Source organism: Cereibacter sphaeroides 2.4.1, from assembly GCF_000012905.2.
GTDB lineage: Bacteria > Pseudomonadota > Alphaproteobacteria > Rhodobacterales > Rhodobacteraceae > Cereibacter_A > Cereibacter_A sphaeroides.
Map to the genome: position 1 here is coordinate 3,088,087 of NC_007493.2, position 24,045 is coordinate 3,112,131.

Annotated in this window: 27 protein-coding genes; 14 read left to right on the top strand and 13 right to left on the bottom strand. The window is 67.4% G+C overall.

The genetic code is table 11. From position 1 onward, the window contains the following. Positions 1–37: 37 nt before the first annotated feature. The 7 genes from motA to RSP_RS15000 all read left to right on the top strand — a co-directional run bounded on the left by motA (position 38) and on the right by RSP_RS15000 (position 8,089). On the top strand, positions 38–907 hold the full coding sequence (gene motA, locus RSP_RS14970) for a flagellar motor stator protein MotA (RefSeq protein WP_002721884.1): 870 nt from the start codon (positions 38–40) through the stop codon (positions 905–907). After that, positions 904–2,862, top strand: coding sequence for a hypothetical protein (locus RSP_RS14975; protein WP_011338873.1), 1,959 nt, complete (start codon positions 904–906; stop codon positions 2,860–2,862). Before motA ends, RSP_RS14975 begins: the two co-directional genes overlap by 4 nt. A gap of 295 nt (positions 2,863–3,157) precedes the next feature. Then, positions 3,158–3,838 (top strand): transglycosylase SLT domain-containing protein, encoded by a 681-nt coding sequence (locus RSP_RS14980; RefSeq protein WP_011338874.1) that lies wholly within the window; start codon positions 3,158–3,160, stop codon positions 3,836–3,838. A 3-nt stretch (positions 3,839–3,841) separates the two neighbouring features. Further along, the gene (flhA, locus tag RSP_RS14985; RefSeq protein ID WP_011338875.1) at positions 3,842–5,908 is read left to right on the top strand and encodes a flagellar biosynthesis protein FlhA; all 2,067 of its coding nucleotides are present in this window, start codon (positions 3,842–3,844) and stop codon (positions 5,906–5,908) included. Beyond that, positions 5,905–6,687: a flagellar biosynthetic protein FliR gene (locus tag RSP_RS14990; RefSeq protein ID WP_011338876.1), complete on the top strand. Its 783-nt coding sequence runs from the start codon at positions 5,905–5,907 to the stop codon at positions 6,685–6,687. The genes flhA and RSP_RS14990 overlap by 4 nt, the downstream gene beginning before the upstream one ends. Beyond that, positions 6,684–7,763, top strand: coding sequence for an EscU/YscU/HrcU family type III secretion system export apparatus switch protein (locus tag RSP_RS14995; protein WP_011338877.1), 1,080 nt, complete (start codon positions 6,684–6,686; stop codon positions 7,761–7,763). The genes RSP_RS14990 and RSP_RS14995 overlap by 4 nt, the downstream gene beginning before the upstream one ends. Next, on the top strand, positions 7,760–8,089 hold the full coding sequence (locus RSP_RS15000; RefSeq protein ID WP_011338878.1) for a hypothetical protein: 330 nt from the start codon (positions 7,760–7,762) through the stop codon (positions 8,087–8,089). Before RSP_RS14995 ends, RSP_RS15000 begins: the two co-directional genes overlap by 4 nt. A gap of 31 nt (positions 8,090–8,120) precedes the next feature. Here the strand turns inward: RSP_RS15000 and RSP_RS15005 are convergent, their stop codons facing one another. From RSP_RS15005 to RSP_RS15045, 9 genes are read right to left on the bottom strand one after another with little or no spacing between them, the layout of a single operon-like run. Then, complete coding sequence (locus RSP_RS15005; protein ID WP_017140007.1) at positions 8,121–8,636, bottom strand: flagellar basal body-associated FliL family protein; 516 nt, start codon at positions 8,634–8,636, stop codon at positions 8,121–8,123. Position 8,637: 1 nt separating this feature from the next. Next, positions 8,638–9,357, bottom strand: a complete 720-nt coding sequence (gene flgH / locus RSP_RS15010; RefSeq protein ID WP_002721891.1) for a flagellar basal body L-ring protein FlgH — start codon at positions 9,355–9,357, stop codon at positions 8,638–8,640. Between the two features lie 10 nt (positions 9,358–9,367). After that, on the bottom strand, positions 9,368–9,787 hold the full coding sequence (gene flgA / locus RSP_RS15015) for a flagellar basal body P-ring formation chaperone FlgA (protein WP_002721892.1): 420 nt from the start codon (positions 9,785–9,787) through the stop codon (positions 9,368–9,370). Further along, entirely contained in the window at positions 9,787–10,572 is a 786-nt protein-coding gene (flgG, locus tag RSP_RS15020; RefSeq protein ID WP_011338880.1) for a flagellar basal-body rod protein FlgG, read from the bottom strand. The genes flgA and flgG overlap by 1 nt, the downstream gene beginning before the upstream one ends. Further along, positions 10,569–11,288 (bottom strand): flagellar hook-basal body complex protein, encoded by a 720-nt coding sequence (locus RSP_RS15025; protein WP_011338881.1) that lies wholly within the window; start codon positions 11,286–11,288, stop codon positions 10,569–10,571. Before RSP_RS15025 ends, flgG begins: the two co-directional genes overlap by 4 nt. Before the next feature lies 1 nt (position 11,289). Beyond that, positions 11,290–11,556, bottom strand: coding sequence for a flagellar biosynthetic protein FliQ (locus RSP_RS15030; protein WP_011338882.1), 267 nt, complete (start codon positions 11,554–11,556; stop codon positions 11,290–11,292). Beyond that, positions 11,556–11,846: a flagellar hook-basal body complex protein FliE gene (gene fliE / locus RSP_RS15035; protein ID WP_011338883.1), complete on the bottom strand. Its 291-nt coding sequence runs from the start codon at positions 11,844–11,846 to the stop codon at positions 11,556–11,558. Before fliE ends, RSP_RS15030 begins: the two co-directional genes overlap by 1 nt. A gap of 13 nt (positions 11,847–11,859) precedes the next feature. After that, positions 11,860–12,240, bottom strand: coding sequence for a flagellar basal body rod protein FlgC (gene flgC, locus RSP_RS15040; RefSeq protein WP_023003754.1), 381 nt, complete (start codon positions 12,238–12,240; stop codon positions 11,860–11,862). A gap of 2 nt (positions 12,241–12,242) precedes the next feature. Next, positions 12,243–12,626: a FlgB family protein gene (locus tag RSP_RS15045; protein WP_011338884.1), complete on the bottom strand. Its 384-nt coding sequence runs from the start codon at positions 12,624–12,626 to the stop codon at positions 12,243–12,245. 83 nt (positions 12,627–12,709) lie between these two features. On the opposite strand from RSP_RS15045, the gene RSP_RS15050 reads away from it, so the two are divergent. Further along, positions 12,710–14,020 (top strand): FliI/YscN family ATPase, encoded by a 1,311-nt coding sequence (locus RSP_RS15050; RefSeq protein WP_011338885.1) that lies wholly within the window; start codon positions 12,710–12,712, stop codon positions 14,018–14,020. 3 nt (positions 14,021–14,023) lie between these two features. On the opposite strand, the gene RSP_RS15055 is transcribed toward RSP_RS15050, so the two are convergent. Both RSP_RS15055 and RSP_RS15060 read right to left on the bottom strand, forming a co-directional pair. Next, positions 14,024–14,347: a hypothetical protein gene (locus RSP_RS15055; RefSeq protein ID WP_011338886.1), complete on the bottom strand. Its 324-nt coding sequence runs from the start codon at positions 14,345–14,347 to the stop codon at positions 14,024–14,026. Next, a complete protein-coding gene (locus RSP_RS15060) occupies positions 14,337–14,615 on the bottom strand; it encodes a rod-binding protein (RefSeq protein ID WP_011338887.1) in 279 nt (92 codons plus the stop codon). The genes RSP_RS15055 and RSP_RS15060 overlap by 11 nt, the downstream gene beginning before the upstream one ends. A gap of 1,750 nt (positions 14,616–16,365) precedes the next feature. Here RSP_RS15060 and fliK point away from each other — a divergent pair. Then, positions 16,366–16,938 carry a flagellar hook-length control protein FliK gene (gene fliK / locus RSP_RS22450; RefSeq protein WP_227590614.1) on the top strand — a complete coding sequence of 191 codons (573 nt, stop codon included), beginning with the start codon at positions 16,366–16,368 and terminating at the stop codon, positions 16,936–16,938. A 9-nt stretch (positions 16,939–16,947) separates the two neighbouring features. Further along, positions 16,948–17,616 carry a flagellar hook assembly protein FlgD gene (locus tag RSP_RS15070; protein WP_011338889.1) on the top strand — a complete coding sequence of 223 codons (669 nt, stop codon included), beginning with the start codon at positions 16,948–16,950 and terminating at the stop codon, positions 17,614–17,616. Here RSP_RS15070 and ubiB read toward each other — a convergent pair. After that, positions 17,611–19,140: a 2-polyprenylphenol 6-hydroxylase gene (ubiB, locus tag RSP_RS15075; RefSeq protein ID WP_017140011.1), complete on the bottom strand. Its 1,530-nt coding sequence runs from the start codon at positions 19,138–19,140 to the stop codon at positions 17,611–17,613. The genes RSP_RS15070 and ubiB overlap by 6 nt on opposite strands. Before the next feature lies 1 nt (position 19,141). After that, complete coding sequence (gene ubiE / locus RSP_RS15080) at positions 19,142–19,894, bottom strand: bifunctional demethylmenaquinone methyltransferase/2-methoxy-6-polyprenyl-1,4-benzoquinol methylase UbiE (RefSeq protein WP_002721909.1); 753 nt, start codon at positions 19,892–19,894, stop codon at positions 19,142–19,144. A 93-nt stretch (positions 19,895–19,987) separates the two neighbouring features. On the opposite strand from ubiE, the gene mutM reads away from it, so the two are divergent. From mutM to dnaA, 4 genes are all read left to right on the top strand, one after another. After that, the gene (mutM, locus tag RSP_RS15085; RefSeq protein WP_011338891.1) at positions 19,988–20,839 is read left to right on the top strand and encodes a bifunctional DNA-formamidopyrimidine glycosylase/DNA-(apurinic or apyrimidinic site) lyase; all 852 of its coding nucleotides are present in this window, start codon (positions 19,988–19,990) and stop codon (positions 20,837–20,839) included. A 60-nt stretch (positions 20,840–20,899) separates the two neighbouring features. Beyond that, positions 20,900–21,676 (top strand): enoyl-CoA hydratase, encoded by a 777-nt coding sequence (locus RSP_RS15090; protein WP_002721912.1) that lies wholly within the window; start codon positions 20,900–20,902, stop codon positions 21,674–21,676. Positions 21,677–21,786: 110 nt separating this feature from the next. Continuing rightward, positions 21,787–22,065: a 30S ribosomal protein S20 gene (rpsT, locus tag RSP_RS15095; RefSeq protein ID WP_002721915.1), complete on the top strand. Its 279-nt coding sequence runs from the start codon at positions 21,787–21,789 to the stop codon at positions 22,063–22,065. A gap of 538 nt (positions 22,066–22,603) precedes the next feature. Further along, on the top strand, positions 22,604–23,971 hold the full coding sequence (gene dnaA, locus RSP_RS15100; protein WP_002721917.1) for a chromosomal replication initiator protein DnaA: 1,368 nt from the start codon (positions 22,604–22,606) through the stop codon (positions 23,969–23,971). Positions 23,972–24,045: the final 74 nt, after the last annotated feature.

Genomic DNA, 24,045 nt, shown 5'->3' on the forward strand with positions numbered 1-24,045 from the left:
TGCGAAGGTCGCGGGCAACTGAGGCAGGAGTCCGTGCATGTTCGGGATCGTCGGCATCCTCGTGATTTTCGTGATGGTGTTCGGCGGCTACATGCTTGCCGGTGGCAAGCTGGGCGTGATCCTGAAGGCGTTGCCGTTCGAGATGATCATGATCGGAGGAGCGGCCGTGGGCTCGTTCCTGCTCGCGAACGACCTCGCCACGGTCAAGCACACGCTCAAGGATTTGGGCAAGGTCTTCAAGGGACCGAAGTGGAAGCCGGGCGACTACCGTGACCTGCTCTGCCTGCTCTTCGAACTCGTGCGGATCGCGAAGGTCAATCCTGTCGGGCTCGAGGAGCATATCGAGAATCCCGAGGAGTCGTCCGTCTTCTCGCGCTATCCCAAGATCCAGCACGACCATGACGCGATCGAGCTCATCTGCGACACGCTGCGGGCCGCCTCAATGAACTACGACGATCCGAACCAGGTCGAAGAGGTTCTGGACAAGCGGGTCGAGAAGGCGCAGCACCACGCGTTGCATTCCAGCCACGCGCTCCAGTCGATGGCCGACGCGCTTCCGGCGCTCGGCATCGTGGCGGCGGTGCTGGGCGTCATCAAGACGATGGGCTCGATCGACCAGCCGCCGGAGATTCTGGGCAAGATGATCGGCGGCGCGCTCGTGGGCACCTTTCTGGGCGTGTTTCTCGCCTACGGCATCGTCGGCCCCTTCGCCACGCGGGTGAAGGCCGTGGTCGAGGAGGACGGCCATTTCTACAATCTGATCCGCGAGGTGCTGATCGCGAACCTCCACAATCATCCGGCCAACATGTGCATCGAGGTCGGACGGCAGAACACGCCCCATCACGTCCGCCCGAGTTTCACCGATCTCGAAGAAGCCATCAGGGCCCTGAAGCAGGAGGCCGCATGAAACGACTTCCGAGCTGCTGGCTGCTCGTGGCGCTGGTGGTATTTCCGGTCATGGCGTGTGCCGAGGCTGCCGTGCGAACGGGCGAGCATCCGGGCTTCACCCGTCTCGTGGTCGAGGATCCTTCCATCCGCTCCTGGCAACTCGGGCGCTCGGCCGAGGGCTACCGTCTCCGGCTCACGCCGACCGCTCGGGCCTTTGCGCTGTCGCGTGCCTTCCGCGCCATCACCCGAAAGCGTCTGGCCTCGCTGGCGATGGCCGGAAATGGCGATCTCGACGTGGGACTTGGCTGTGCCTGCCACATAGAGGCATTCGAGATCCGCCCCGGCGTGATCGTGCTCGATATCCGCGACGGGCCTCCATCTTCCCCCGAGCACGAGCAACCGCTTCCTGTGGAGGAGCAGGCTCCCGAATCAACTCCTCCAGCTCCGGATCCTGCTCCGTCTTCGCCACCCGCCTACGATTGGCGCAAGGTCACTCCCGCACCTCTCCGAGCGCCAGAGCTTGCCCTCGAGGCGCCGGTCGTGACGGCGATGCGCCAATCGCTCGTTGAGCAGTTGAGCCGGGGCGCCGCGGCGGGCGCCGTCGATTTCGCAGGCAAGCCGCCCCCGCCGAAGAACGCCGATACTCCGCCCGCCCCCAATGTCCGCATCCTGCCCGAGCCGGGGTTCGAGGTGACGTCCGAGGCTCCTCCGAAGGATCGGTTGACCGCCGAGGGATCGCCATGCCCCTCCGATGAGCGGTTCGACGTGGCTGCATGGAGGGGCGACAGTCCAGTGGCCGAACAGATCGGCGCCATGCTCGCAGGCCTTACCGGCGAGTTCGACGATCCGCAGGCGGAACCGTTGGCCAGGGCTGTCCGCTTCTACCTGAGCCTCGGGTTCGGCGCCGAAGCGCGACAGCTCCTTGCGGCCTTTCCCGTCGATCATCCAGATCGGGGCCTCTGGGAAGCGATGGCCCATGTCTTGGATGGCGAACGCCAGCCGGGGGGGCCGCTGGCCGCCATGGCGCTGTGCGATGGTGCCGCGGCCCTCTGGTCGGTGCTCGCCGATCCGCCTTCAAGCCTTCGTGACGTCAATGCTCCAGCTGTCCTGCGCGCCTTCTCCGGCCTGCCGCCCGATCTCCGGCAGGAGTTGGGCCCGAGATTGGCGGAGAATTTCCTTGCTTGGGAGGATCCGGCCAACGCGCAGGCGATCCGAGAAGCGCTGGTCCGCGGCGCACGCAAACCGACGCCGGCGGCGACGCTCACCGACGCCCGCCTTGCCGCTGCCCGAGGAGAGGCGCCACCCGCGGCGGATCTCGCGCGGATCGGCCAGCAGCCCGGTCCCGAAGGGGCTGAGGCGCTGGCGCTGCTCGTGGAAGGTCAGGTGGCGGAAGGCAAGGCGCCGTCCGCGCAGGATGTGCTGAGCCTCGGAGCCATGTACCAGGAGACCGAGGGAACGGACTTGGGCCAGAGGGTCGGCCGGGCCTATCGCCTCGCACTTGCCGCCACGGGCGACTATGACCGCGCCTTCTCCGGGCGCGCTCTCGCGCCCGACGCGGATGCCGAAGTCTGGCGTATCCTCGCCGTCTCCGGTCCCGACAGCCAGTTGCTCGAGCGGGCCGTTCTTCCGGAAACGGAACCTCTGCCGTCATTGCCTGACACGACCCGCCGGGCGCTGGCGGACCGTTTGCGAGCGCTTGGCCTCGAACGCTCCGCCGATCGATGGCATCCCGCCGAGACGGCCACCGCCGCGCCGCCGGACGAGCCTCCGCCCCCGCCCGTCCCGGCAGAGGCGGCCGGCCCGTCGTCTCCCGGAACTGATGCCGCGTCCCTTCCGCCTGCGGCGGCTGCATCCCCGTCTGTTCCGGCGTCCCTCACCCGGAGCCGCGCCCTGGTCGAGGAAAGCGCACGTGCGCGCCAGCGCATCGAGGATCTGCTGCGCGCAACGGGCGGCGAACAACCGCCCGACGGTTAGATGCGGACCGGTGAGAAGTGGGGTCCTGCCCCAAGACCCTGCCACCAGGTCGAGGGTCGGTCGTCCAGCACGGCGGGCCCTATGCACCCCATGTCCAGCGCCTGTATGCCATTTGCTGGCAGAGCCTGGCTCGTCGTGGAGGGGGATAGACGAAAGCGCGGCGTCATCTGTCAACCGCCTTGGATCTCGAAGCCGCTCATCCTCCGCCGCCGGACATGGTTTGCCAAGGCACCGCTAACCGTTTCCCAAGGATCGCGCGGCACACTGCGCCGCAGGAAGTCACAGGAGTCTCCAGATGATCCCTAGCAGCCGATTGCGCGCGATCCTTTCGGCCGCTCTTCTGGGGCTGGCCTTGATGCTCCACGTCTCACCTGCTTCGGCAAGGCTTCGGGACGCGGATCTGTGCGAGGAAGCTGCCCGTCGTGCCGCGCGCGCGACGGGCGTGCCGCAGGAGGTGCTGATGGCGATTACCCTGACGGAGACGGGGCGCCGGACCGGCGGCGGGCCGATGCGCCCCTGGCCCTGGGCGGTCAATGTCGCGGGACAGGGACACTGGTTTCCGAGCAGGGCAGAGGCGGAGCAGTTCGTGGCCAGTGTGCTGGACCAAGGTCGTGGGAATTTCGACGTCGGATGCTTCCAACTGAACAACCGCTGGCATGCCGCGAACTTTGCCTCAATGCACGACATGTTCGATCCCGACGCGAACGCGCTCTATGCCGCGCGCTACCTGCAGGACTTGCGGGGTCCGTCCGACGATTGGTCGAGCGCGGCGGGCGCCTATCATTCGGCGACGCCCGAACTGGCCCGCCGCTACCGCTCCCGCTTCGAGATGCTGCTCGCAGACCTGCCGGCCGCCGCAGCTGAGGGCGTCGTGGCTCGCGTCAACGTCTTCCCGCTCTTCCGCGCCGGCGACGTGAGAAGCACGGGCTCGCTCGTGCCGCTCGACGCGCCTGCGCGTCCCCTGTTCGGAGAGTGAGAAATGCGCCTGTCCCGGGACCGCCTTTTCCAGCCGACCATCCTGCTGGCGCTTGCCCTCATGGCGGTCATCGTCATGATGGTCCTGCCGGTGCCCGCCTGGATGCTGGACCTGGGCCTCGCCCTCTCGTTCTCGCTCGCCATCCTCATGTTCACCGTCACGCTCTTCATCGAGCGGCCTCTAGATTTTTCGGCCTTCCCCACCGTCCTTCTTTCGTCGCTGATGCTTCGCCTCTCGCTGAACATCTCCTCGACAAAGCTCATCATCGGCAACGGTCACACCGGCACCGCTGCGGCCGGTCATGTCATCGAGGGCTTCGCCAGCTTCATCATGAACGGCAGCGTCATGATGGGGGTCGTCATCTTCTGTGTCCTGCTGATCGTGAACTTCGTTGTCATCACCAAGGGCGCCGGGCGCATGGCCGAGGTGGGCGCGCGCTTTGCTCTTGACGGCATGCCCGGCAAGCAGCTTGCCATTGACAGCGACATGTCCGCCGGCGCCATAGATCACGCGGAGGCCAGACGCAGGCGCGAGCAGGAGCTGGCTGAAACCAACTTCTTCGGCTCGCTCGACGGCGCCTCGAAATTCGTCAAGGGCGACGCAGTCGCCGGATTGCTCATCACGGGCCTCAACATCGTCGTGGGCTTGCTCGTCGGCGTCCTGATGCATGACATGCCGATCGGCCGCGCCTTCGAGACCTATGCCATCCTCACCATCGGTGATGGGCTTGTGAGCCAGATCCCCGCGGTCATCATCTCGATCGCGGCGGCCCTTCTCCTGGCGCGTGGGGGTGCGGCAGGTGCCGCGGATGTCTCCTTCTTCAAGCAGCTTGGCCGCTTTCCCGCCGCTCTCGCCACTGTGTCGCTTCTGATGGCTCTGTTCGCGCTGGTGCCCGGGTTGCCGTTCGGCCCGTTCATGGCGGCGGCGACCGGGCTCGGCGCCCTCTCCTTCATGGGCCTTCGCAGGGCAGAAGACCCGACCGCTCCCACCTCGACCGAGGCCGAGGTTCCGACTGCGAGGTCTCTGGGTGACGTCCTCGACTTTGACGACATTCACATCGAGTTCGCTCCGAACCTCGTCGGGATGGTGCTTGATCCGGCGACGGGGCTCGATGCGCGCATCGTGAACATGCGCAACCATATCGCTGGCGCCTTCGGGCTGATCCTGCCGGAAATCCGGGTGACCGACGAGACTATGCTTCCTCCCGGGAGCTACAGGATCCGGCTTCAGGGGGTCGAGCGCGTGCGTGATCGCCTCCTGCCGGACCGTCTGCTCGTGCTCCTGATGGAGGGGACCGAGGCGCCGGAAGGGATTGACGTGCGCGAGCCGGTGTATGGCGCGCCCGCGCGCTGGATCCTTCCGGACGATCAGGAGAGGGCCGCCCTGGCCGGGTTGACTGTGGTCACACCGGCAGAGGTGCTTGCCACCCATCTTCTCGAGGTCATGAAGGGCAATCTCGCGCGTCTCTTGACGCTCAAGGGTCTGCGACGTCTGCTGGATGAGTTCACCAATCTCTCGGACCGCAGCCGGGCCGAGGCGAACCGGCGCCTGCTCGACGAGCTTGTGCCAGACCGTGTGCCGGTGGATCTGCTGCTCGCGGTGCTCCGTCTTCTCCTGGAGGAGCGGGTGTCGATCCGAAATCTTCCTCTGATTCTCGAAGCCATTGCCGAGGCTCGCCCTCTCGGTTCGCCCGAAGAGATCTGTGAACATGTGCGACAGCGGCTGGGCTTCCAGATTGTCGCCGAGCTGAAACGCGAGGATGGCACCGTTCCCCTGATCCAGCTCGCGCCGGAATGGGAAAAGACCTTCGCGGCGCATCAGCTCGAAGGGCGGGGTCTGCGTGACGTGGCGTTGCCACCGGAGGCTTTCAGCCGATTGGCGAATGGTCTGGCCGAGAAGCTCGCACGGGCGGCCGACATGGGGCTCCAGCCGGCACTCGTGACCTCGACGCTCCGCCGCCGCTTCCTGCGCGCCGTTGTGGCCGCCAAAGGACTGATCGTTCCGGTGATCTCCTATGACGAGATCGGCACGGAGGCGCGCGCCGCCATGGTGGGCACCGTCCCGGCATGAGCACGCTTTTCGAACGGCTCGCAGAACTCGTCCTGTTGGCGCAGGATCTGTTCCGCGGAGGCTTCCTTGTCTTCCTGAGGGTAGGAGCCGCCATGGCGCTCCTGCCGGCGTTTGGCGAGACGAGCCTGCCCGTCCGGGTGCGGCTCGCCGCCGCCTTGGCCTTCACTGCGATCGTCTTTCCGGCGGTCAGCGACCGCGTCCCCACTTATGACAGCACCGTCGCCCCTCTTCTGACGGAGACAGCGGTGGGGCTGCTTCTCGGCGCTTCGCTCCGGCTCTTCGTCCTCGCGCTTCAGACAGCGGGAACCATTGCAGCGCAGGCGACGTCGCTGGCGCAGCTTTTCGGATCGACTGCGGGAGAACCCCAGCCCGTCATGACTAATATTCTGACGCTTGCGGGACTGGCCCTCGCAGTGGCGGGCGGACTGCATGTGCAGATCGCCCTGTTCCTCATCCAGTCCTACGATATCCTGCCTGCAGCCCGGTTGCCTGAACCTGCGGACGTCGCGACCTGGGGCCTTGCGCTGGTGGTGAAGAGTTTCGCCCTCGGCTTCCTGCTCGCGATGCCCTTCGTTGCGGCCTCCTTCATCTTCAACGTGGCCCTCGGGATCGTCAATCGTGCCATGCCGCAGCTCATGGTCTTCTTCGTCGGAGCGCCTGCACTGACCTTCGGTGGCCTCGTCCTCCTGGCGCTTGCGGCGCCGGCCGTGCTGGGCATCTGGCTGGTGGATCTGCGTACTTTTCTCGAGGCGCCGTTCATGGGAGCGGGATCTCCATGACCGACGGGGAGGATGACAAGCCGCACGAGCCGTCTCAGCGCAAGCTCGAGGAGGCGCGACGGAAGGGCGAGGTTCCGCGCTCGCAGGATCTGGTGACGGCTGCGGCCTATGCAGGCCTGCTTGCGGCTGCAATGACCTTGGGCGACCGGGTCTTGCAACGCACGGGTGACATCGGCAGCACGCTCCTCGGACAGGCGGACCGGCTGTCGACGCTCTTCTCGGGTCAAGCTCAGGCGCCGGTGGGTGGGCTTCTGGCCGCGGCGGTCTCCGCTGTCCTGCCTCTGTTCCTCCTGCCCGCGCTTGCAGCGGGGGGCGCGCTTCTGGCGCAGAGATCCCTCGTGGTTGCACCATCCAAGCTCGCGCCGCGGCTCGAGCGGATCTCGCCGCTCGCGGGTCTGCGCAACCGCTTCGGGCGCGCCGCGTTGGTGGACTTCCTCAAGAGCTTCGTCAAGCTGCTGCTCGTCGGCCTACTCCTTGCCTTCTTCATCTTGCGTCGGAGCGACGATATCTTCGGCCTTCTCTGGATGGAGCCGAAGATCGCACTCGGCACCATGTTCGCCCTGCTCCTCCAGTTCCTGCTGCTCGTGGTGATCCTCTCCGTCGCGGTTGGCCTCGTGGATTACCTTTGGCAGCGGTTCGAGCATCTGCGCCGCAACCGGATGTCGCGTCAGGAACTGGTCGAGGAGGCCAAGGACGCCGAGGGCGATCCCCATGTGAAGGCGCAGCGGCGGCGGCGGGCGGTGGAGATTGCAACCAACCGGATGCTGCAGGACGTGGCGAAGGCCGATGTCGTGGTGGTCAACCCGACCCATTATGCGGTGGCGCTGCGCTGGAAACGGGGCGACAAGCGCGCGCCCGTCTGTGTGGCAAAGGGAGTGGACGAGGTCGCCGCCCGTATCCGTGAGCGTGCGATCGAGGCAGGCGTGCCGATCCACCGCGATCCTCCGGCGGCCAGGGCGTTGCACGCGATGGTTCAGATCGGCGAGGAGATTCGCCCCGAACATTACCAGGCCGTCGCCGCCGCGGTGCGGTTCGCGGAAACGATCCGGCGCAAGATGAAGGGACGGCGGAGATGAAGCGGGCGGCCGAGATCGACCGACTGGAAGGGCTCGCGCGACTGGTGCTGGATCTGCGCCTCGCTGACCTCAGCCGGGTGGCCCGTCAGCGGCAGGAATGTCTCGACCGTCTTGCCGCGCTGGAGCCGGCTGCAGCCGAGAATCTCGATCCGGTATCGGCGGCCCGGGCACTGCTGCTCTATCAGGCGTGGGCAGATGGCCGACGGGCCGAGATCAACGGAACGCTGGCGCGATTGACGGCCGAATGGGCGCAGAAGAGCGCTGCGGCCCGGACGGCCTTTGCCCGGACGGAGGCGCTGCGGCTTGTGAAGGCCCGCATCGGATGATCCGGGCCTGCCGCAACCGGCCGATCCGGCCTCAGCTGTCCTGACGCATAATGTCGGTGATGAGCACGTCGATGGCCGTCGGGCCAAGTACGGATCGGGCCACCTCCAGCAGCGCGCGGCGCAGGGCGACCAGATTGGCGGCTTCCGTGAAGGCGCCGCGAAAGCCGCCGGCATTGGCGTGATCGAAGAGAACGCTCAGCATCCCGTCGCGCAATTTGGGCTCGACCGCATAGACCTGCTCGGTCCCGCCCGGCGGAACCTCGAGGCTGAGCGAGAGGATGACCATCGAGGCCACGCGCCCGTCCTCGATGATCGGCACGATGAACTGGTTGTTGAGCTTGGCATATTCCGGCTGCTCTTCCGGATTTGCGGAATGGCCCTCGGTTGCCGGCTCGGCCGCGGGGGCATGTGCATCGGCAGCACCTTCGCCACCGGTCGCATGGTCCGGTCCGGCAGCCTCGGCGGCGGGACGCAGGAAGAGCCCTGCGCCCACGCCCGCTCCGAGACCCGCCAGCGCCAGAAGAAGGGGGAGAAGAAAGCGCATCATGTCAGAACGGGAGGATGATGTCGGCCACCTGCTGGCCGTAGCGGGGTTGCTGGACATCGGTGATCTGGCCGCGCCCGCCGTAGGAGATCCGGGCTTCCGCGATCTTGTCGTAAGTGATCTCGTTCTGCCGCGAGATATCGCCCGGCCGGACATAGCCTGTCACGACCAGTTCGCGCAGCTCGTAATTCACGCGCACCTCCTGCTGGCCCTGGATGCGGAGGACGCCGTTCGGCAGTTCCTCGACCACCGTGGCCGCGACACGGAGGGTCATCTTCTCCTTCCGGCGCACCGACCCGTCGCCCGCATAGTTCGAGGAGGAGGTGGTCGAGACCGCATCTGCCATCGAGGCCCCGTCGGGAAGGTGGCGGTCGATCCGCTGCGGCAGGCCGAAGAAGGACGGCAGGCCCAGTGTCTCGCCGCCCGACCGGCTGCGTCCCGTGGAGTTCGAGATCTCGGCACGGTCGTCGATCTCGATCACCACCGTCAGGATGTCGCCGCGGCGGCTGGCCCGCCGGTCGCCGAGCAGCGAGGCCCGGTCGCCCGCCCAGAGCGAGGAGCCGGCGGTGGGCCCTGAATTGGCCACATCCTCGGGCAGCGGCAGCGCATACATCGCATGATACTGGAACGTGTCGTCGGCTGGCGTGAAGGACGGAGCCTTGCCGACCTCGGACAGGCGCGCGCAGGAGGGCAGGACGAGGATCAGAAGGATCAGGCGTCGCATGGGATGTCCTTCAGGAGCCGGGGCCGACATGCACCGCGCCGTCTTCCGCGATGCGGCCCGACACGGTGGTGCGCGACGAGAGGTTCATCACGCGGATCTCGTCGCCCACGCCGCCGCGGGAGAGGGCGCGGCCCTCCGCCCGGATCTCGAGCGCCCCCAGCCGGTAGGAGAGCGGCACGAGCTGGTTGCGGTCGATGATCGCGGGCGGCCCCAGATCTGCGGCCCGCACCGGCCGTCCGGCATAGAGGGTGACGCGCGCCTCCTGACCGAGGGCCTGCGACAGCTCGGCCAGGGCGCCGGGCATGTCCTGCGGGGCGAGAGCGAGATCCTCGGGGCCCAGGATCGAAAGGGCGCGCACCGTGCGCGCGGCAACGACCGTCTCGGCAGAGGCCGGCCACGCGAGAAGAAGCAAAAGGGGGAACGCGCGCATCACCGCACCTGCGACGTGGCCGCGAGCATCTGGTCGGCCGCGGTGATCACCTTCGCGTTCAGCTCGTATCCGCGCTGGGCCTTGATGAGCTCGGTGATCTCCTGCACGGAATCGACGGAGCTCTCCTCCAGATAGCCCTGCCGGAGCGTGCCGAACCCGTCCTCGCCTGCCACGCCCGCGATGGGCGGGCCGGAGGCTGCCGTCTCGAGGAAGAGGTTCGAGCCGATCGCCTCCAGCCCCTTCTCGTTCGTGAAACCGGTGAGCGAGATCTGCCCCAGAAGCTGGGGCTGCACCTGGCCCGTAAAATAGCCCCAGACCTCGCCCGTCGCATCGATCGAGATGCTGGCGGCATCCTGCGGAATGGTGATCCCCGGCGCGACCTCGTGGCCGTCCGAGCTGACGATCAGCCCCTCGGCCGAGCGCTTCAGGGCGCCGTCCCGGGTATAGGCCGACTGGCCCGAAGGCAGCGTGACCTCCAGATAGCCGCGCCCGTCGATCGCCAGATCGAGATCCCCCCGCGTCTGGGCAAGCGCTCCCTGCGAGAGCACGACCGAGACGGCCGAAGGGCGCACACCCATCCCGAGCTGGACGCCGGTGGGCAGCATCCGGCCGTCCTCGGCGCTGACGGTGCCGGGGCGCACCGCCTGCTGATAATGGAGATCGGCGAAATCTGCCCGGCGGGCGTTGTAGCCTGTCGTCGACATGTTCGCGAGGTTGTTCGAGATGACATCGACGCGGGTCTGCTGCGCGCTCATCCCTGTGGCTGCGATCTGAAGCGCCTTCATCGGCTGTCTCCGAGTGTTCTGACGGTGGTGCGGATCCGGTCATCCTCGCGGTCGAGGAAGCTCTGACCCATCTCGTAGGCGCGCTGCACCTCGATCATTCGCGCGATCTCGGAGACCGGCTCGACGTTCGAGTCCTCCAGCGCGCCTTGAACAAGGGTGGCGCCCTCGGCGGGCTCGGTTCCGCCCTCGGCCGAGAAGCGCGTGCCGCCCTCGTGCCGGAGCCCGAGGGGATCCGTGGGCTGCCAGAGCCCGACGCGGCCGATGGGCTGGTCACCGGCCGACAGCGTGCCGTCGGCCGAGAGAACGACCCCTCGCGCATCGGGCGGGATGAAGAGCGGGGCGGCCCCCGCATCGAGCAGACGGTTGCCGTCGGCATCCACCAGCTCGCCCTCGGCATTGGGCGTGAAGCTGCCCGCGCGCGTCAGCTCCTGCCCCTGCGGCGTCTCGATCAGGAAGAAGCCCTCGCCCATGATCGCGAAATCGAACGGCGCGCCCGTGTGGGTAAGGCCCCCCTGCGTGAGGTCGATCTGGCGCGCGCTGGCGCTCGCCATCGAAAGCGAGGCCTCGCCCTCGAGCCGCTTCACATGTTCGGTGAAGACGATCCCCTCGCGGCGAAAGCCTGTGGTCGAGAGGTTCGCGATGTTGTTGGCCACGCTCTGCATCTCGCGCATGAGGCCCGACTGGCGGGTGAGCGTGGTGTAGCCGGCCGCGTCCATGTCAGCGCCCCTCTATCCGGGGAACGATGGAGTCGGTGAAGAAGGCCACGAGGGTCGTCGTCATGAAGCTCATCGAGACCCAGAAGACCAGCAGCATGGCGCCCACCTTGGGAACGAAGGTGAGCGTCATCTCCTGCACGGAGGTGAGCGCCTGCAGGAGACCTATGGTGACGCCCGCCACCAGCGCCACCCCGAGGAGCGGCGAGGAGATCAGCACGGCGACCCAGAGCCCCTGCCGGAGGGCATCGTAGAGCGCGAGCTCGGACATCAGACCGGCATCCTCAGGATCTCCTGATAGGCCTCGACCACCTTGTCCCGCAGGGTGACCGCCGTCTCGACGGCCATCTGCGAGGCGGCCAGTGCTTCGACCAGCGCGTGGGGATCGGCCTTTCCGGTCATGGCGGCACGGGCGGTTTCTTCCCCCTGCGCCAGCGTCTGCGTGAAGCTTTCAGCCGCACGCTCGAATGCGGCCGTGAGCCCCACCGACGGTTGGTCGGGCGCGGCTGCGGTCCGTGCCTTCGCATAGCTTTGTGCTGCGGTGGAGGTTCTGATGTCCATTCTGGAACTCCTTTCAACGACGCAGGAGGTCGAGCAGGCTCTGCGTCATCTGGCGCGCCTGATCGAACATCCTGAGATTGGCCTCGTAGCTGCGCTGCGCCTCGCGGGCGTCGGCGATCTCGACGACCAGATCCACGTTGGACCCGTCATAATAGCCGTCCTCCCCGGCCAGCGGATGGCCGGGCGCGTAGATCTTCTGCAGCTCGCTCCGGTCGAGCCGCACGGGGCCGGTCGAGACCAGGCCGCTGTCGGGATCCTCCTGAAAGCTCACGGTCTTGCGGTGGTAGCCCGGCGTGTCCGCGTTCGCGATGTTCTCGGAGACATGTCGCAGCCGGAGCGCCTGCGAGCGCATGCCGGACGCCGAGAGGCCCAGGGATTGCAGGAGATCAGTCATGATCATGCACTCCGGCCAAGGCTGGTGCGGATCAGGCGCGAGCTGCTCTGATAGATTGCGAGCGCCAATTCATGCTGCTGCCGCGCCGCCACGGCCCGCACCATCTCATCCTCGAGCGAGACCGTGTTGCCGTTGGGCGAAGCCGCGCCCGGCCCCTCGACCGGGACGGGATCCGTCGCCGAGGCCTCGGCCGAGCGCAGGTGACCCGGTCGGGTCGTGCGAAGACCCACGGTGCCCGAGGCATAGCTTTCGAAATCCGGCAGGTCCTGCGCCCGATATCCGGGCGTGTCGGCATTGGCCAGATTGTGCGCCACCACCTCGGTGCGCAAGCCGGCGTGGCGGGCCATGGATTGCGCCATTCTGACGATCACGAGCTTCTCGAACATCGGGGCTTCTCCCTCGATCGGTTTCACCAAGGCTTAAGGGCGATTCCTTTAGAAAGGGTAAGGCGCGAACAAAGAGGGATTTGATGTCGGGTGAATTTGACGGACTTCTGGCGGAGATCGCGGCGATCTCGCTGAGCCGCCGCTATGGGCGCGTGACCGGGATCGGCCGGGGAACCTTGTCCGTCGGAGGCCTCGAGCAGGGCACCGCGCTGGGCGACCGGGTGGAAATCTGCGGCGCGGGCGGCATCCTCGGCGGCGAGGTTCTGCGGCTTTCGTCGCACGAGGTGACGATCCTGCCCGACGGCAGCCCGGAAGGCCTCGCGATCGGCGATGCGGTTGCTCTCGTCGGCCCCGCAGAGATCGCGCCGGACGACAGCTGGATCGGCCGGATCGTCGATCCGCTCGGCCGCCCGCTCGACGGGCGCCCGCTGTTTCGCGGCCCGCGCGCGCGTCCCTTGCGCGCGGCCGCGCCGCAAGCTGCGGCGCGCCGCAGCCTCGGGCCGCGGCTTCCCACCGGAGTTGCGGTCTTCGACACGCTGCTGCCTCTTGTCCAGGGGCAGCGGATCGGGCTCTTCGCGGGGTCAGGGGTGGGGAAGTCCTCGCTTCTCGCCAAGTTCGCGCGGAGCGTCGTGGCCGATGTGGTGGTGATCGGGCTCGTGGGCGAGCGGGGTCGCGAGCTGCGCGAGTTCACCGAGCGGGTGCTCGGGCCTGCGGGCATGGCGCGTGCGGTGGTGGTGACGGCCACCTCCGACCAGTCGCCGCTGGTTCGCCGTCGCTGCGGCTGGGCGGCCATGGCGGTGGCCGAGCATTTCCGCGACCAGGGGCTTCACGTGTTGCTCCTCGTCGATTCGATCACCCGTTTTGCCGAAGCTCATCGCGAGGTCGCGCTCGCGGGCGGCGAGGCGGCGAGCATGAGAGGCTTTCCCCCGTCGACAGCCCACACGATCATGGCCCTGGCCGAACGCGCGGGACCGGGCGCTGAGGGCACCGGCGACATCACGGCGGTCTTCTCAGTTCTCGTGGCCGGGTCCGACATGGAGGAGCCGGTGGCAGATATTCTCCGCGGAGTGCTCGACGGCCATGTGGTGATGGATCGCAAGATCGCCGAGCGCGGACGCTTTCCGGCGATCGACCTGCTGCGATCCGTGTCGCGGGCCCTGCCTGAGGCCGCGAGCACGGCCGAAAATGCGCTGATCGCCGAGGCGCGTCGGCTGCTCGGGGCCTGGGACCGTGCCGAGATGATGATCCAGGCGGGGCTCTATGCCAGAGGATCCGATCCGCTCGTGGATGCGGCGATCCGGGTCTGGCCCGCGCTCGACGCCTTTCTGGCCGAGGATGCGTCGGACGGCATCGACGCCAGTTTCCGTCGCCTGGCCGACTGTCTCGGGCTCTGACAGTCAGAGCCTGTGCCGAGGAGCGGCTTCCGGCCGGGTTTCAGCGCGCCGACCGCGGCCGTCGTAGACGACGACGGTGCCCGATGCCGCCTGCCGGATCTCCTCGAGCCGCCGGCGCGCCGCGCGCACCCCGCGGGCGGCCGCGGCGAGACAGGCAAGGTTGCCCTCGGCCTTTCGGCGCAGGGCGGCCAATCGTACGGGCTCGGGGGGCAGCCGCTCCAGCGCCTCGGCGAGCCGCGTCTCGAGGTCGGGCAGGGCGGCAAGGTCGCCCGCAGAGACCGTCCGGCGGATCTCGTCGAGCAGGGAGTCGAGCGGATCAGAGACCATCGTCCATCCCCTTCGTCAGAGACCGGTAAAATTGCTCGGCAAGGCCGATGCCGCCGGAGCGGACCATCCCGGTCGCCTGCTCGTCCCGCAGGAACGAGGCGAACTGCTGCTCGCCGATGCCGCCCCCGAACGGACCCGACGCCGACCCCAGGCCGGTGTGGCCAAGCATTTCGGAGAGGAAGGCGGCCTCGAGTTCCTCGGCTTTCCGGCGCAGGTCCGGCCTGGGGTCGTGGGCCAGAGTCGGCTTGGGAGTGATCGTTACGGACATGGGGGTCTCCTTGGGTCGGATTTTTTCGATCCTGCCGGAGAGGCGTAAATGTTCCGTAATCCCTTTCCGCCAGAAAGGGCAAAAGCGACAGAGGGCTCCGGCCGTGATCATTGGTGCAATTCCGCAGGCGGTTGCCTCTCCTGAACTGGCGCTCAAGGCGCCTGCCGCGACGCTTGCAGGCGAGGCCTTTGCCGCTGAACTGGAGTCCAGTGCGCTGCCCGAGCCGCCGCCCGCGGAGCCTCTCACTGCCGAGGCTCCGACCAGCCCGGTCCCGGCTGAGGATCGGGATGCGGACGGAGATGCATCCCCGAACGAAGAACCTGTGCTCTGTGTCTGCAATCCCGTGGCCCCGCCGTGGCAAATCCGCGTTCCAACTTCGTCCGCCACAGAACCGGAGCTGCCCCCGGTGCCGACGACGAGCCTTCCCGGCGAGGACGAGGGTGCAGGCACCCTTGCCGCGCCAGGCCCTGCGGTCGAAGCAGATGCCGGGCTTCCGCCCAAGGATGGCGACCCCGCTCCGCCTCCCGATGCAAGGCACCGAGACCCGCCTGCCGAGCCTGCCGCGGACGCGCCGCCTGGCGGAGGCCGAGAGGCTGGAGCTTGCCCCTCTGCCGGGTTGAACAGGCTCGGTGTCGCCGGTCCCGAGACAGGGGGGGCGCCACCGCCAGACCCGGATCGCCTTTCTCAGGTCTCGCCGGCGCAACCCACTCCTGCGGCGCCCTTGACGGTCAGCTTTGCAGCTTCAAGCGGACTTCCGGAGGGGAAGACTGTCAACCTGTCGTCGCGAACCGCCGAGGCATTGCCTCGCAGGGACGAGGCAGCAGGGGCGAAAGATACCGCAGCCGCGCCTGTCGTGGCAGCTCCCTTGTCGTGCGACAGGCGAGACAAGGGGGAGGACTTGCCCAGCAGTGGCGCCGGCAAGATGCTGCAGCCTTCCGCGAACAAGGATGTTGCGGAGCTCCGCCTAACGGAGGCAAGCCCCGCTGCGCCCGCGCCGACCGTGCTGCGCCCCTCTCCCTATCCGGCGCCGCCCGTGGGCCTTGCCTCAAACGGGAGGGCTCCGGCGCTGCCGTTGGCAGTGTCGCCCGTCTCTTCTCATCCGGAGGCGCCTGTGGTCCGCGTCCCATCCGGGGTGGATCCGGCGCCCGCGCCGGCGGTGCCGCTGGTCTCCCCCTATCCGGTTGCGCGTTTAACCCGCGTCCCGACAGGGCTGGCTCCGGCGCGACCGCCGTCTCCGGTGGACGGCTCATCCGAGCAGGACGACGCCTTCCGAGCGCGTGTCGCCTATATCGTCAGCATTCCGCAAGCCCGATCCGAGCCCGGGCTGAACCTGCTGCCGTGCCAGGGCGCTTCTGCCAACATGTCGGATTCGGACCCGAATCTGTCGAATCCGAGGGGCGCAGCCAATGGATCCGATGTTGGACCTCCGCAAAGGCATTCGGCGCACGACCCGGCACCTGCTGTGGGCTACGATCTGCCGGCAAAGCTCGAGATGCCACTTTCGCGCCATGCGCCGCTTCAGCCGAAGGAGCCTCAGCCGGCTCATCCGCAGGCGGAAAGAATGCCTGTACCGCCCCCGGTTCCGGCTTCGTCCGAAGGAGCGCTTCCGGCAGCGCAACCGACGGCCGTGGCACCCCGGGATGTTGCGATTGCGGCTCCCGTAATCACGGTGCCTGCAGCAGCCGAGCGCGGAGGAACCAAGGAGTCCGCATCAGCGGAGCGCGGAGGAACCAAGGCAATACGGCATCAGATGGCATCGGAACGACTGGCAGGTCCCGGGAACTCCGCCTCGTCGAGGCCCGAACCGCAGTCGGCCGCGTCTGGCGAAACTCAGAGGCAATCGCCAGAAACGGACTTGGCGCCTGACCTGCCTGTCGCTCACGATCCTCCGACGTCCGCTCCGGTGCTTTCCGAGCCGCGGGTGGCGCCGGATCAGGCGCGCACACCCGCTCATCCGGCGCCGCAAGCCCCCGCCCGAGCGGCGGCCGAGGCCCAGAGCGGCGAGGAGGATGCAGTGGAGGTCGTCCTGCAACCGGATGAACTCGGCCGGGTGAAGATGACCGTGGCCCATGACGGTGGTCATGTGCGCGTGCTCGTTCAGGCGGACCGGACCGACACGCTCGACATGATGCGTCGGAACTCGGGAGAGCTCGGCGTCGAGATGCGGCAGGCGGGCTTCTCGGGCGCCTCGCTCAGCTTCGGCGGGCGCGAGGGGCAGCCGCCGCCCCGGGCGCGGGCCGCATTGGAGGCGGAGAGCACGGATGTTCAACCCCCGACGGCCGCGACCAGCCGGTCGGCGACAGGCCTCGACCTCAGGATTTAGGAGTTCATCATGAATGTCACGGGCACGGAAACGAGCGCCGGCAGTTCGACCACGCGGAGCAGGGGCGAAGCCTCTGCCGACAAGGCGGTCACGTCCGACTACGAGACGTTCCTGCGGATGCTGACCACGCAGCTCCAGAATCAGGATCCGATGAACCCCATGGAGTCGGACGATTTCGCCATGCAGCTCGCGACCTTCTCGGGCGTGGAGCAGCAGGTGAAGACCAACGAGATCCTGACCGGGATGGGGGCCTCGATCGGGGTGATGGGCCTCTCCGAGCTGGCAGGCTGGATCGGGCGCGAGGCGGAGGTCGAAGCCCCGGCCTGGTTCGACGGCGCGCCGCTCACCCTTTCGCCGAAACCTTCCGAGGATGCGGATCGGGCGGTGCTGGTCGTGCGGAATGCCGCGGGCGCGGTTGTGGCGCAGGAGGACATCCCGATCGGCGGAGGGCAGATGGAGTGGGCGGGCGCGGATTCCTCCGGGCAGCCGCTGCCGAAGGGCGCCTACAGCTTCACGGTCGAGAGTTACTCGGGCGATCAGGTCACGGACACGTCGAAGGTGGGCGTCTACGCCGAGATCATCGAGGCGCGCGGCGGCAGCAGCGGCACGCTCCTCGTGATGAAGGGGGGCATCGAGGTTCCCGCAAGCGCAGTCACTGCGCTGCGGGACGCCTCATAGAAGGCTGCCGATCCACACGCCCGCAGCCGTGAGCCCAGCCCCCGCCAGCATCCAGACCATCGAATGGGTCTCGCGCTGCGGCGGTTCGTCAACCTCGGGATGGCCCTGCCGGATCAGCCGTGCCTCGACGAGTCGCGGCAGGCGCGGCCCGAACCGCCCGAGGATCCGCGCTGTCCGCAGGAGATCGCGGGCGACAGCCTTCGGCCCCACATTGTCGCGGATGTAATCCTCGACGATCGGGCGGGCGACCTGCCAGATGTTGATATGGGGATCGAGCGAGCGTGCGACCCCTTCGACGACTACCATTGTCCGCTGAAGGAGGATCAGTTCGGTCCGCGTCTCCATGCCGAACCGCTCGGTCACCTCGAAGAGGTAGGCGAGCAGCCGCGCCATCGAGATCCGCGAGGCATCCATGCCGAAGATGGGTTCGCCCACCGCGCGCAGGGCGCGGGCGAATTCGTCGATGTCGCGGTCGGCCGGAACGTAGCCCGCCTCGAAATGGACTTCGGCCACGCGGCGATAGTCGCGCTGGATGAAGCCGAAGATGATCTCGGCATAGACGCGGCGGGTATATTCGTCGAGCCGCCCCATGATCCCGAAATCATAGGCGATAATATCGCCGTTCGCGGCCACCTTCAGGTTGCCCTGATGCATGTCGGCGTGAAAGAAGCCGTCGCGCAGCGCATGACTGAGGAAGAGCGAGAGCACGCGCGTGCCGAGCTCGGTCCGGTTGTGGCCGGCCGCGTCGAGCGCGGGATTGTCCGCAAGCGAGAGGCCCTCTGCCCAGCCGATGGTCATGACTTGCCGCGCCGAAAGGTTCCAGACCGGCTTGGGCACCTGAAAGCCCGCGTCCGCCTCGGTATTCACCGCGAATTCGCCGGCCGAGGCCGACTCGAGCCGCAGGTCGAGTTCGCCGTTCACCACGCCTTCGAAATGACGGATGACCTCGGTCGGACGCAGGCGGCGCGAGGAGGGAGACAGAAGCTCGATGATCTGCGCGGCGAGATAGAAGGCGTCGATGTCGGTGCGGAAGGCGCGCTCGATCCCCGGGCGCAGGACCTTGACCGCCACCTCGACCCCGGTGTCGGCCAGCCGTGCGCGGTGGACCTGCGCGATCGAGGCCGCCGCGACTGGCTCGGAGAATTCCGAGAAGACGCGGTCGACGGGGAGATGCAGCTCCTCCTCGATCAGGGCCTTGGCGACGGACGTGGGGAAGGGCGGCAGCTTGTCCTGCAGATACTGGAGCTGCAGCGCCATCTCGGGGCCCACCACGTCGGGCCGGGTCGAGAGGATCTGTCCGAACTTGATGTAGGCCGGCCCGAGCGCCGTCAGCGCCCGCGTCGCCGGCGGCAGCGCCGGATCGCCGGGCAGCCCCAGCCACTTGAACGGCCAGCCGAGCACCCGCGCCACCACGCGCAGATTGGCGGGCGCATCCATAGCCTCGAGCACGGCGCCGATGGCGCCTGTGCGCTCCATGGTGGCAGCGGTGCGAACCAGCCGCCAGATGTTGTGGGGACCCCTCAAATCAGATCTTCCAGCCGGAATGCAGCGCGGCGATGCCCAGGGAGAGGTTGCGGTATTTCACCAGACCGAAGCCGGCCTTGCGGATCATGTCCGCGAACGTCTCCTGATCCGGGAACTTGCGGATGGATTCCACAAGATATTGATAGCTGTCGCGGTCGTTCGCCACGATCTGCCCCATCACCGGGATCACGTTGAAGGAATAACGGTCATAGGCCCATTGCATCATCGGGTTGGGCAGCTGGCTGAACTCCAGCACCATGAGCCGGCCGCCCGGCTTCAGCACACGGTAGGCCTCGTTCAGCGCGTCCTGCACGCGGGTCACGTTCCGGATGCCGAAGCTGATCGTATAGACGTCGAACGTGTTCGAGGCGAAGGGCAGGGCCATCGCATCGCCCACCACCCAGTCGAGCCGGTCGGCCATCTGGGCCGCGTCGGCGCGTTGCCGGCCCTCGACCAGCATCGACTCGGTCATGTCGCAGACGGTCGCCTCGGCGCCCGGCGCGCGCTTGAGGAAGCGGAACGAGATGTCACCCGTGCCGCCCGCCACATCGAGGAGCTTCTGGCCCGGCCGCGGCGCGAGCCAGTCCATCATCGCGTCCTTCCAGAGCCGGTGCACGCCGCCCGACATCAGGTCGTTCATGATGTCGTATTTCGAGGCCACGCGGGTGAAGACCCCATGAACCATCCCCGCCTTCTCGCCTTCCGGAACCGTCCGGAAGCCGAAATGTGTCGTGTTGGAAGTTTCGTCGCTCATGGGCTCTTGTCGTCCTCTGCTGCGCCCTCTTTATAGGGCCGGGCGCGGGGGCTGCAATGGACCCCCTTGCTGCCATCTGTCGCGGAGTGGCCGATGCCCGAGCTTCCAGAAGTCGAAACCGTGCGCCGGGGGCTCGAGCCCGCGATGGCGGGCAGGCTGATCGCCGAGGCGCGGGTGAACCGCGCGGATCTGCGCTGGCCCTTTCCCCCGCGCATGGCCGAGCGGCTGACGGGCCAGCGGGTTCTGCGGCTGCGGCGGCGGTCGAAGTACATTCTCGCGGACCTCTCGGGGGGGCAGTCGCTGCTGATCCATCTCGGCATGTCGGGGCGGATGCTGGTCTCGGGCGCGCAGCTGGGAGAGTTCTTCCACGACCATCCCGCGCCCTCGCGTCACGATCATGTGGTGCTCGAGATGGAGGGAGGCGCGCGCATCACCTTCAACGATGCGCGCCGCTTCGGGGCGATGGATCTGGTGGCGACGGAGGCGGCCGAGGCCCATCCGCTGCTCGCCGTGCTGGGCCCCGAGCCGCTCGGCAACGCCTTCGACGGCGCCTATCTCGCGGCCCGGCTCGAAGGGCGGCGGACGCCGATCAAGGCGGCGCTCCTCGACCAGCGGATCGTGGCGGGCCTCGGCAACATCTATGTCTGCGAGGTGCTGTTCCGCGCAGGCCTGGCGCCCGGCCGCCTGGCGGGCAGCCTGAGCCGCGCCGAGGCCGAGGGCCTCGTGCCGCTGATCCGCGAGGTGCTCCTTGAGGCGATCGAGGCGGGCGGATCCTCGTTGCGCGATTACCGTCAGGCGGATGGCGAGCTCGGCTACTTCCAGCACACGTTCAGGGTGTACGGACGCGAGGGTTTACCCTGCGTGACGCCCGGTTGCTCCGGCACCGTGGGGCGGATCGTGCAGTCGGGACGCTCGTCCTTCCACTGCCCGCTCTGCCAGAGATGACTTGATCCCTGCCGCCGGACTGCTAGACCTTCGCGGAATTGCCATGACGAGGGAACCCGAATGGCCTACGAAACCCTGATCGTCGAGATCGAGGATTATGTGGCGCTGATCCGGCTGAACCGCCCGGACGCGCTCAATGCGCTCAACAGCAAGATGATGTCCGAACTGGCCGATGCGCTCGGCGCGGCCGACCGGAACGAGAAGGTGCGCTGCATCGTCCTCACCGGGTCGGAGAAGGCCTTCGCCGCCGGTGCCGACATCAAGGAGATGGCCGAGCAGAGCTTCGTCGATGTCTTCGGCAGCGATTTCTTCACCTCGGATTCCGAGGCGATGCTGCGGGTGCGCAAGCCGATCGTGGCGGCGGTGGCGGGCTATGCGCTCGGCGGCGGCTGCGAGCTGGCGATGATGTGCGACTTCATCATTGCCGCCGATACGGCCAAGTTCGGCCAGCCCGAGATCAACCTCGGCGTCGTGGCCGGGCTCGGCGGCACGCAGCGCCTGACGCGCTTCGTGGGCAAGTCGAAGTCCATGGACATGCATCTGACCGGCCGCTTCATGGATGCGGCCGAAGCCGAGCGCTGCGGCCTCGTGAGCCGCGTGGTACCGGCCAAGAACCTGATGGAGGAGGCGATGAAGGCCGCCTCCAAGATCAGCGAGAAGTCGCTTCTGACCGCCATGGCGGTGAAGGAGGCGGTGAACCGCAGCTACGAGACCACGCTGCGCGAGGGTGTCCTCTTCGAGCGCCGCCTCTTCCACGCGCTTTTCGCCACCGAAGACCAGAAGGAGGGCATGGCGGCCTTCCTCGAGAAGCGGACTCCGCAGTTCCGCGACAAGTAATTCGCCGGGCCGCGGCGGGAATCGATCCCTGCGGGTTGACTTGTCACCGAGTCGCCCGTAAAGACGCGGCTTCAACGAGAGATCGAACGTAGAGACGGAAGTCCTGATACATGGCCAACTCGCCCCAGTCCAAGAAGCGTGCCCGCCAGGCCGAGGCCCGCGCCGCCGTTAACAAGGCCCGCCGGTCGCGGATCCGCACCTTCCTGCGCAAGGTCGAGGAAGCGATCGCCACGGGTGACGCGTCGGTTGCTGCCGCCGCCCTGAAGACCGCCCAGCCCGAGCTGGCGCGCGGTGTCACCAAGGGTGTGCTGCACAAGAACACCGTGGCCCGCAAGATGTCGCGCCTCGCGCACCGTGTGAAGGTGCTGTCGCAGCCCGCCGCAGCCTGATTTTCCTGCATTGTCAGCAGGTTGAAACGCGCCCCTCGGGGCGCGTTTTTCATTTTCCGCGTCTTCGATGGTCGCCTTTTGCCCGGCCTGTGGCGCTTCCGCACGGTTGCCGGGATTCGCTGCGACAAAGGATTAGTCAACAACGAAGTTCGGTTGCAGATGCTCGGCGCCGCTTGCTAGCGTCATCCCAGCGATTCACACGTCCTTGGGGGGACATGGCCGATCGCGGATTGTCATACGTTTGCTGCCAACTGCCGCGCCAAGCGGTGGGATGAATGATGTTCCGTGGTCTCGGGGTTACGATTCTTGTGCCCAAAAGGCACGATCCGCGTTGGCGGAGAAGCGACGTCATGTCCGCTTCATCCGTGGCGGTTACCCGGTAGCCGCACTGCCTGCATTCGCAGGCGGTGGGGTGGTCTCATGCGCGCCGGTCTTCCGGCGCCCCCATTTGCGTTGCTTCGCAGAACCAAAACAAGGCATCCCCGCGCATTCGGCGCGGGCGGGGCCGCAGGCGATGAACGGCGAACGGGCATAGGAAATGACGAATGAGACCTGGGTTCAAGTGCGCGAAGGGCTCCTCAAGAGGGTGGGCCGCAACAATTTCGTGACCTGGATCGAGCCGCTCCGGCTCATGGGTCTCGACGAGGGTGTCGCACGGTTCGAGGTGCCCACCCTGTTCTTCGGCGACTGGGTCCAGCGCAATTTCGCGGACCATATCCGCATGCGTCTGACCGAGGCCGGTTCGCCGGTCGAGCGGCTGGAGTTTGCCGTCTCCAACACGCCCCGCGCACCGCTCAAGGAGGTCAAGGCCGCTGCCCCCGCCGCATCCCCGGCCCGCGCCCGTCCGGCGCCGCCCGAGGAGGATCTGCGCGGCGCCCCGCTCGATGCCCGCTTCACCTTCGACAGTTTCGTGGTGGGCAAGCCCAACGAGCTCGCCCATGCCGCCGCCCGCCGCGTGGCCGAAGGGGGCCCCGTCACCTTCAACCCGCTGTTCCTCTATGGCGGCGTGGGTCTCGGCAAAACGCACCTCATGCATGCCATCGCCCATGACCTGCAGAAGCGCCAGCCGGGCGCGCGCGTGCTCTATCTCTCGGCCGAGCAGTTCATGTATCGCTTCGTTCAGGCGCTCCGCGAGCGCGAGATCCTGGGCTTCAAGGAGCTGTTCCGGTCGGTCGACGTGCTGATGGTCGATGACGTGCAGTTCATCGCTGGCAAGGACTCGACGCAGGAAGAGTTCTTCCACACGTTCAACGCGCTGGTGGACCAGAACAAGCAGATCGTCATCTCGGCCGACCGCGCGCCGGGCGAGATCAAGGATCTCGAGGAGCGGATCAAGAGCCGCCTGCAATGCGGCCTCGTGGTGGACCTGCATCCCACCGACTACGAGCTGCGTCTGGGCATCCTCCAGCAGAAGGCCGACTTCTACCGCGAGCAGTACCGCGGCCTCGTGATCGCCGACGGTGTGCTCGAGTTTCTGGCGCACCGCATCACCACGAACGTCCGCGTGCTCGAAGGGGCCCTCACCCGCCTCTTCGCCTTCGCAAGCCTCGTGGGCCGCGAGATCACGCTCGATCTGGCACAGGACTGTCTGGCCGACATCCTGCGCGCCTCGGACCGCAAGGTCACGATCGAGGAAATTCAGCGCAAGGTGGCGGAACATTACAACATCCGCCTGTCGGACATGATCGGCCCGAAGCGCCTGCGCACCATCGCCCGGCCGCGCCAGGTGGCCATGTATCTGGCCAAGCAGCTCACGCCCCGCTCGCTGCCCGAGATCGGCCGTCGCTTCGGGGGCCGCGATCACACCACGATCATGCACGGGGTGCGCAAGATCGAGGAACTGATGGCGACCGACTCGCAGCTGGCCGACGATCTGCAACTGCTGCGCCGTCTGCTGCAGGCCTGAGCCTGTGGCCCGGGGGGCGCTTGACGCTCCCCGCAATCCATCCATAGTCGGGAAAAATCTTGAGGTTCGGTGCG

Bases quoted from the DNA above. Each gene is read 5' to 3' on its own strand.
- motA (WP_002721884.1), top strand. From the start codon at position 38: ATGTTCGGGATCGTCGGCATCCTCGTGATTTTCGTGATGGTGTTCGGC.
- RSP_RS14975 (WP_011338873.1), top strand. From the start codon at position 904: ATGAAACGACTTCCGAGCTGCTGGCTGCTCGTGGCGCTGGTGGTATTT.
- RSP_RS14980 (WP_011338874.1), top strand. From the start codon at position 3,158: ATGATCCCTAGCAGCCGATTGCGCGCGATCCTTTCGGCCGCTCTTCTG.
- flhA (WP_011338875.1), top strand. From the start codon at position 3,842: ATGCGCCTGTCCCGGGACCGCCTTTTCCAGCCGACCATCCTGCTGGCG.
- RSP_RS14990 (WP_011338876.1), top strand. From the start codon at position 5,905: ATGAGCACGCTTTTCGAACGGCTCGCAGAACTCGTCCTGTTGGCGCAG.
- RSP_RS14995 (WP_011338877.1), top strand. From the start codon at position 6,684: ATGACCGACGGGGAGGATGACAAGCCGCACGAGCCGTCTCAGCGCAAG.
- RSP_RS15000 (WP_011338878.1), top strand. From the start codon at position 7,760: ATGAAGCGGGCGGCCGAGATCGACCGACTGGAAGGGCTCGCGCGACTG.
- RSP_RS15005 (WP_017140007.1), bottom strand. From the start codon at position 8,636: ATGATGCGCTTTCTTCTCCCCCTTCTTCTGGCGCTGGCGGGTCTCGGA.
- flgH (WP_002721891.1), bottom strand. From the start codon at position 9,357: ATGCGACGCCTGATCCTTCTGATCCTCGTCCTGCCCTCCTGCGCGCGC.
- flgA (WP_002721892.1), bottom strand. From the start codon at position 9,787: ATGCGCGCGTTCCCCCTTTTGCTTCTTCTCGCGTGGCCGGCCTCTGCC.
- flgG (WP_011338880.1), bottom strand. From the start codon at position 10,572: ATGAAGGCGCTTCAGATCGCAGCCACAGGGATGAGCGCGCAGCAGACC.
- RSP_RS15025 (WP_011338881.1), bottom strand. From the start codon at position 11,288: ATGGACGCGGCCGGCTACACCACGCTCACCCGCCAGTCGGGCCTCATG.
- RSP_RS15030 (WP_011338882.1), bottom strand. From the start codon at position 11,556: ATGTCCGAGCTCGCGCTCTACGATGCCCTCCGGCAGGGGCTCTGGGTC.
- fliE (WP_011338883.1), bottom strand. From the start codon at position 11,846: ATGGACATCAGAACCTCCACCGCAGCACAAAGCTATGCGAAGGCACGG.
- flgC (WP_023003754.1), bottom strand. From the start codon at position 12,240: ATGACTGATCTCCTGCAATCCCTGGGCCTCTCGGCGTCCGGCATGCGC.
- RSP_RS15045 (WP_011338884.1), bottom strand. From the start codon at position 12,626: ATGTTCGAGAAGCTCGTGATCGTCAGAATGGCGCAATCCATGGCCCGC.
- RSP_RS15050 (WP_011338885.1), top strand. From the start codon at position 12,710: ATGTCGGGTGAATTTGACGGACTTCTGGCGGAGATCGCGGCGATCTCG.
- RSP_RS15055 (WP_011338886.1), bottom strand. From the start codon at position 14,347: ATGGTCTCTGATCCGCTCGACTCCCTGCTCGACGAGATCCGCCGGACG.
- RSP_RS15060 (WP_011338887.1), bottom strand. From the start codon at position 14,615: ATGTCCGTAACGATCACTCCCAAGCCGACTCTGGCCCACGACCCCAGG.
- fliK (WP_227590614.1), top strand. From the start codon at position 16,366: ATGGCATCGGAACGACTGGCAGGTCCCGGGAACTCCGCCTCGTCGAGG.
- RSP_RS15070 (WP_011338889.1), top strand. From the start codon at position 16,948: ATGAATGTCACGGGCACGGAAACGAGCGCCGGCAGTTCGACCACGCGG.
- ubiE (WP_002721909.1), bottom strand. From the start codon at position 19,894: ATGAGCGACGAAACTTCCAACACGACACATTTCGGCTTCCGGACGGTT.
- mutM (WP_011338891.1), top strand. From the start codon at position 19,988: ATGCCCGAGCTTCCAGAAGTCGAAACCGTGCGCCGGGGGCTCGAGCCC.
- RSP_RS15090 (WP_002721912.1), top strand. From the start codon at position 20,900: ATGGCCTACGAAACCCTGATCGTCGAGATCGAGGATTATGTGGCGCTG.
- rpsT (WP_002721915.1), top strand. From the start codon at position 21,787: ATGGCCAACTCGCCCCAGTCCAAGAAGCGTGCCCGCCAGGCCGAGGCC.
- dnaA (WP_002721917.1), top strand. From the start codon at position 22,604: ATGACGAATGAGACCTGGGTTCAAGTGCGCGAAGGGCTCCTCAAGAGG.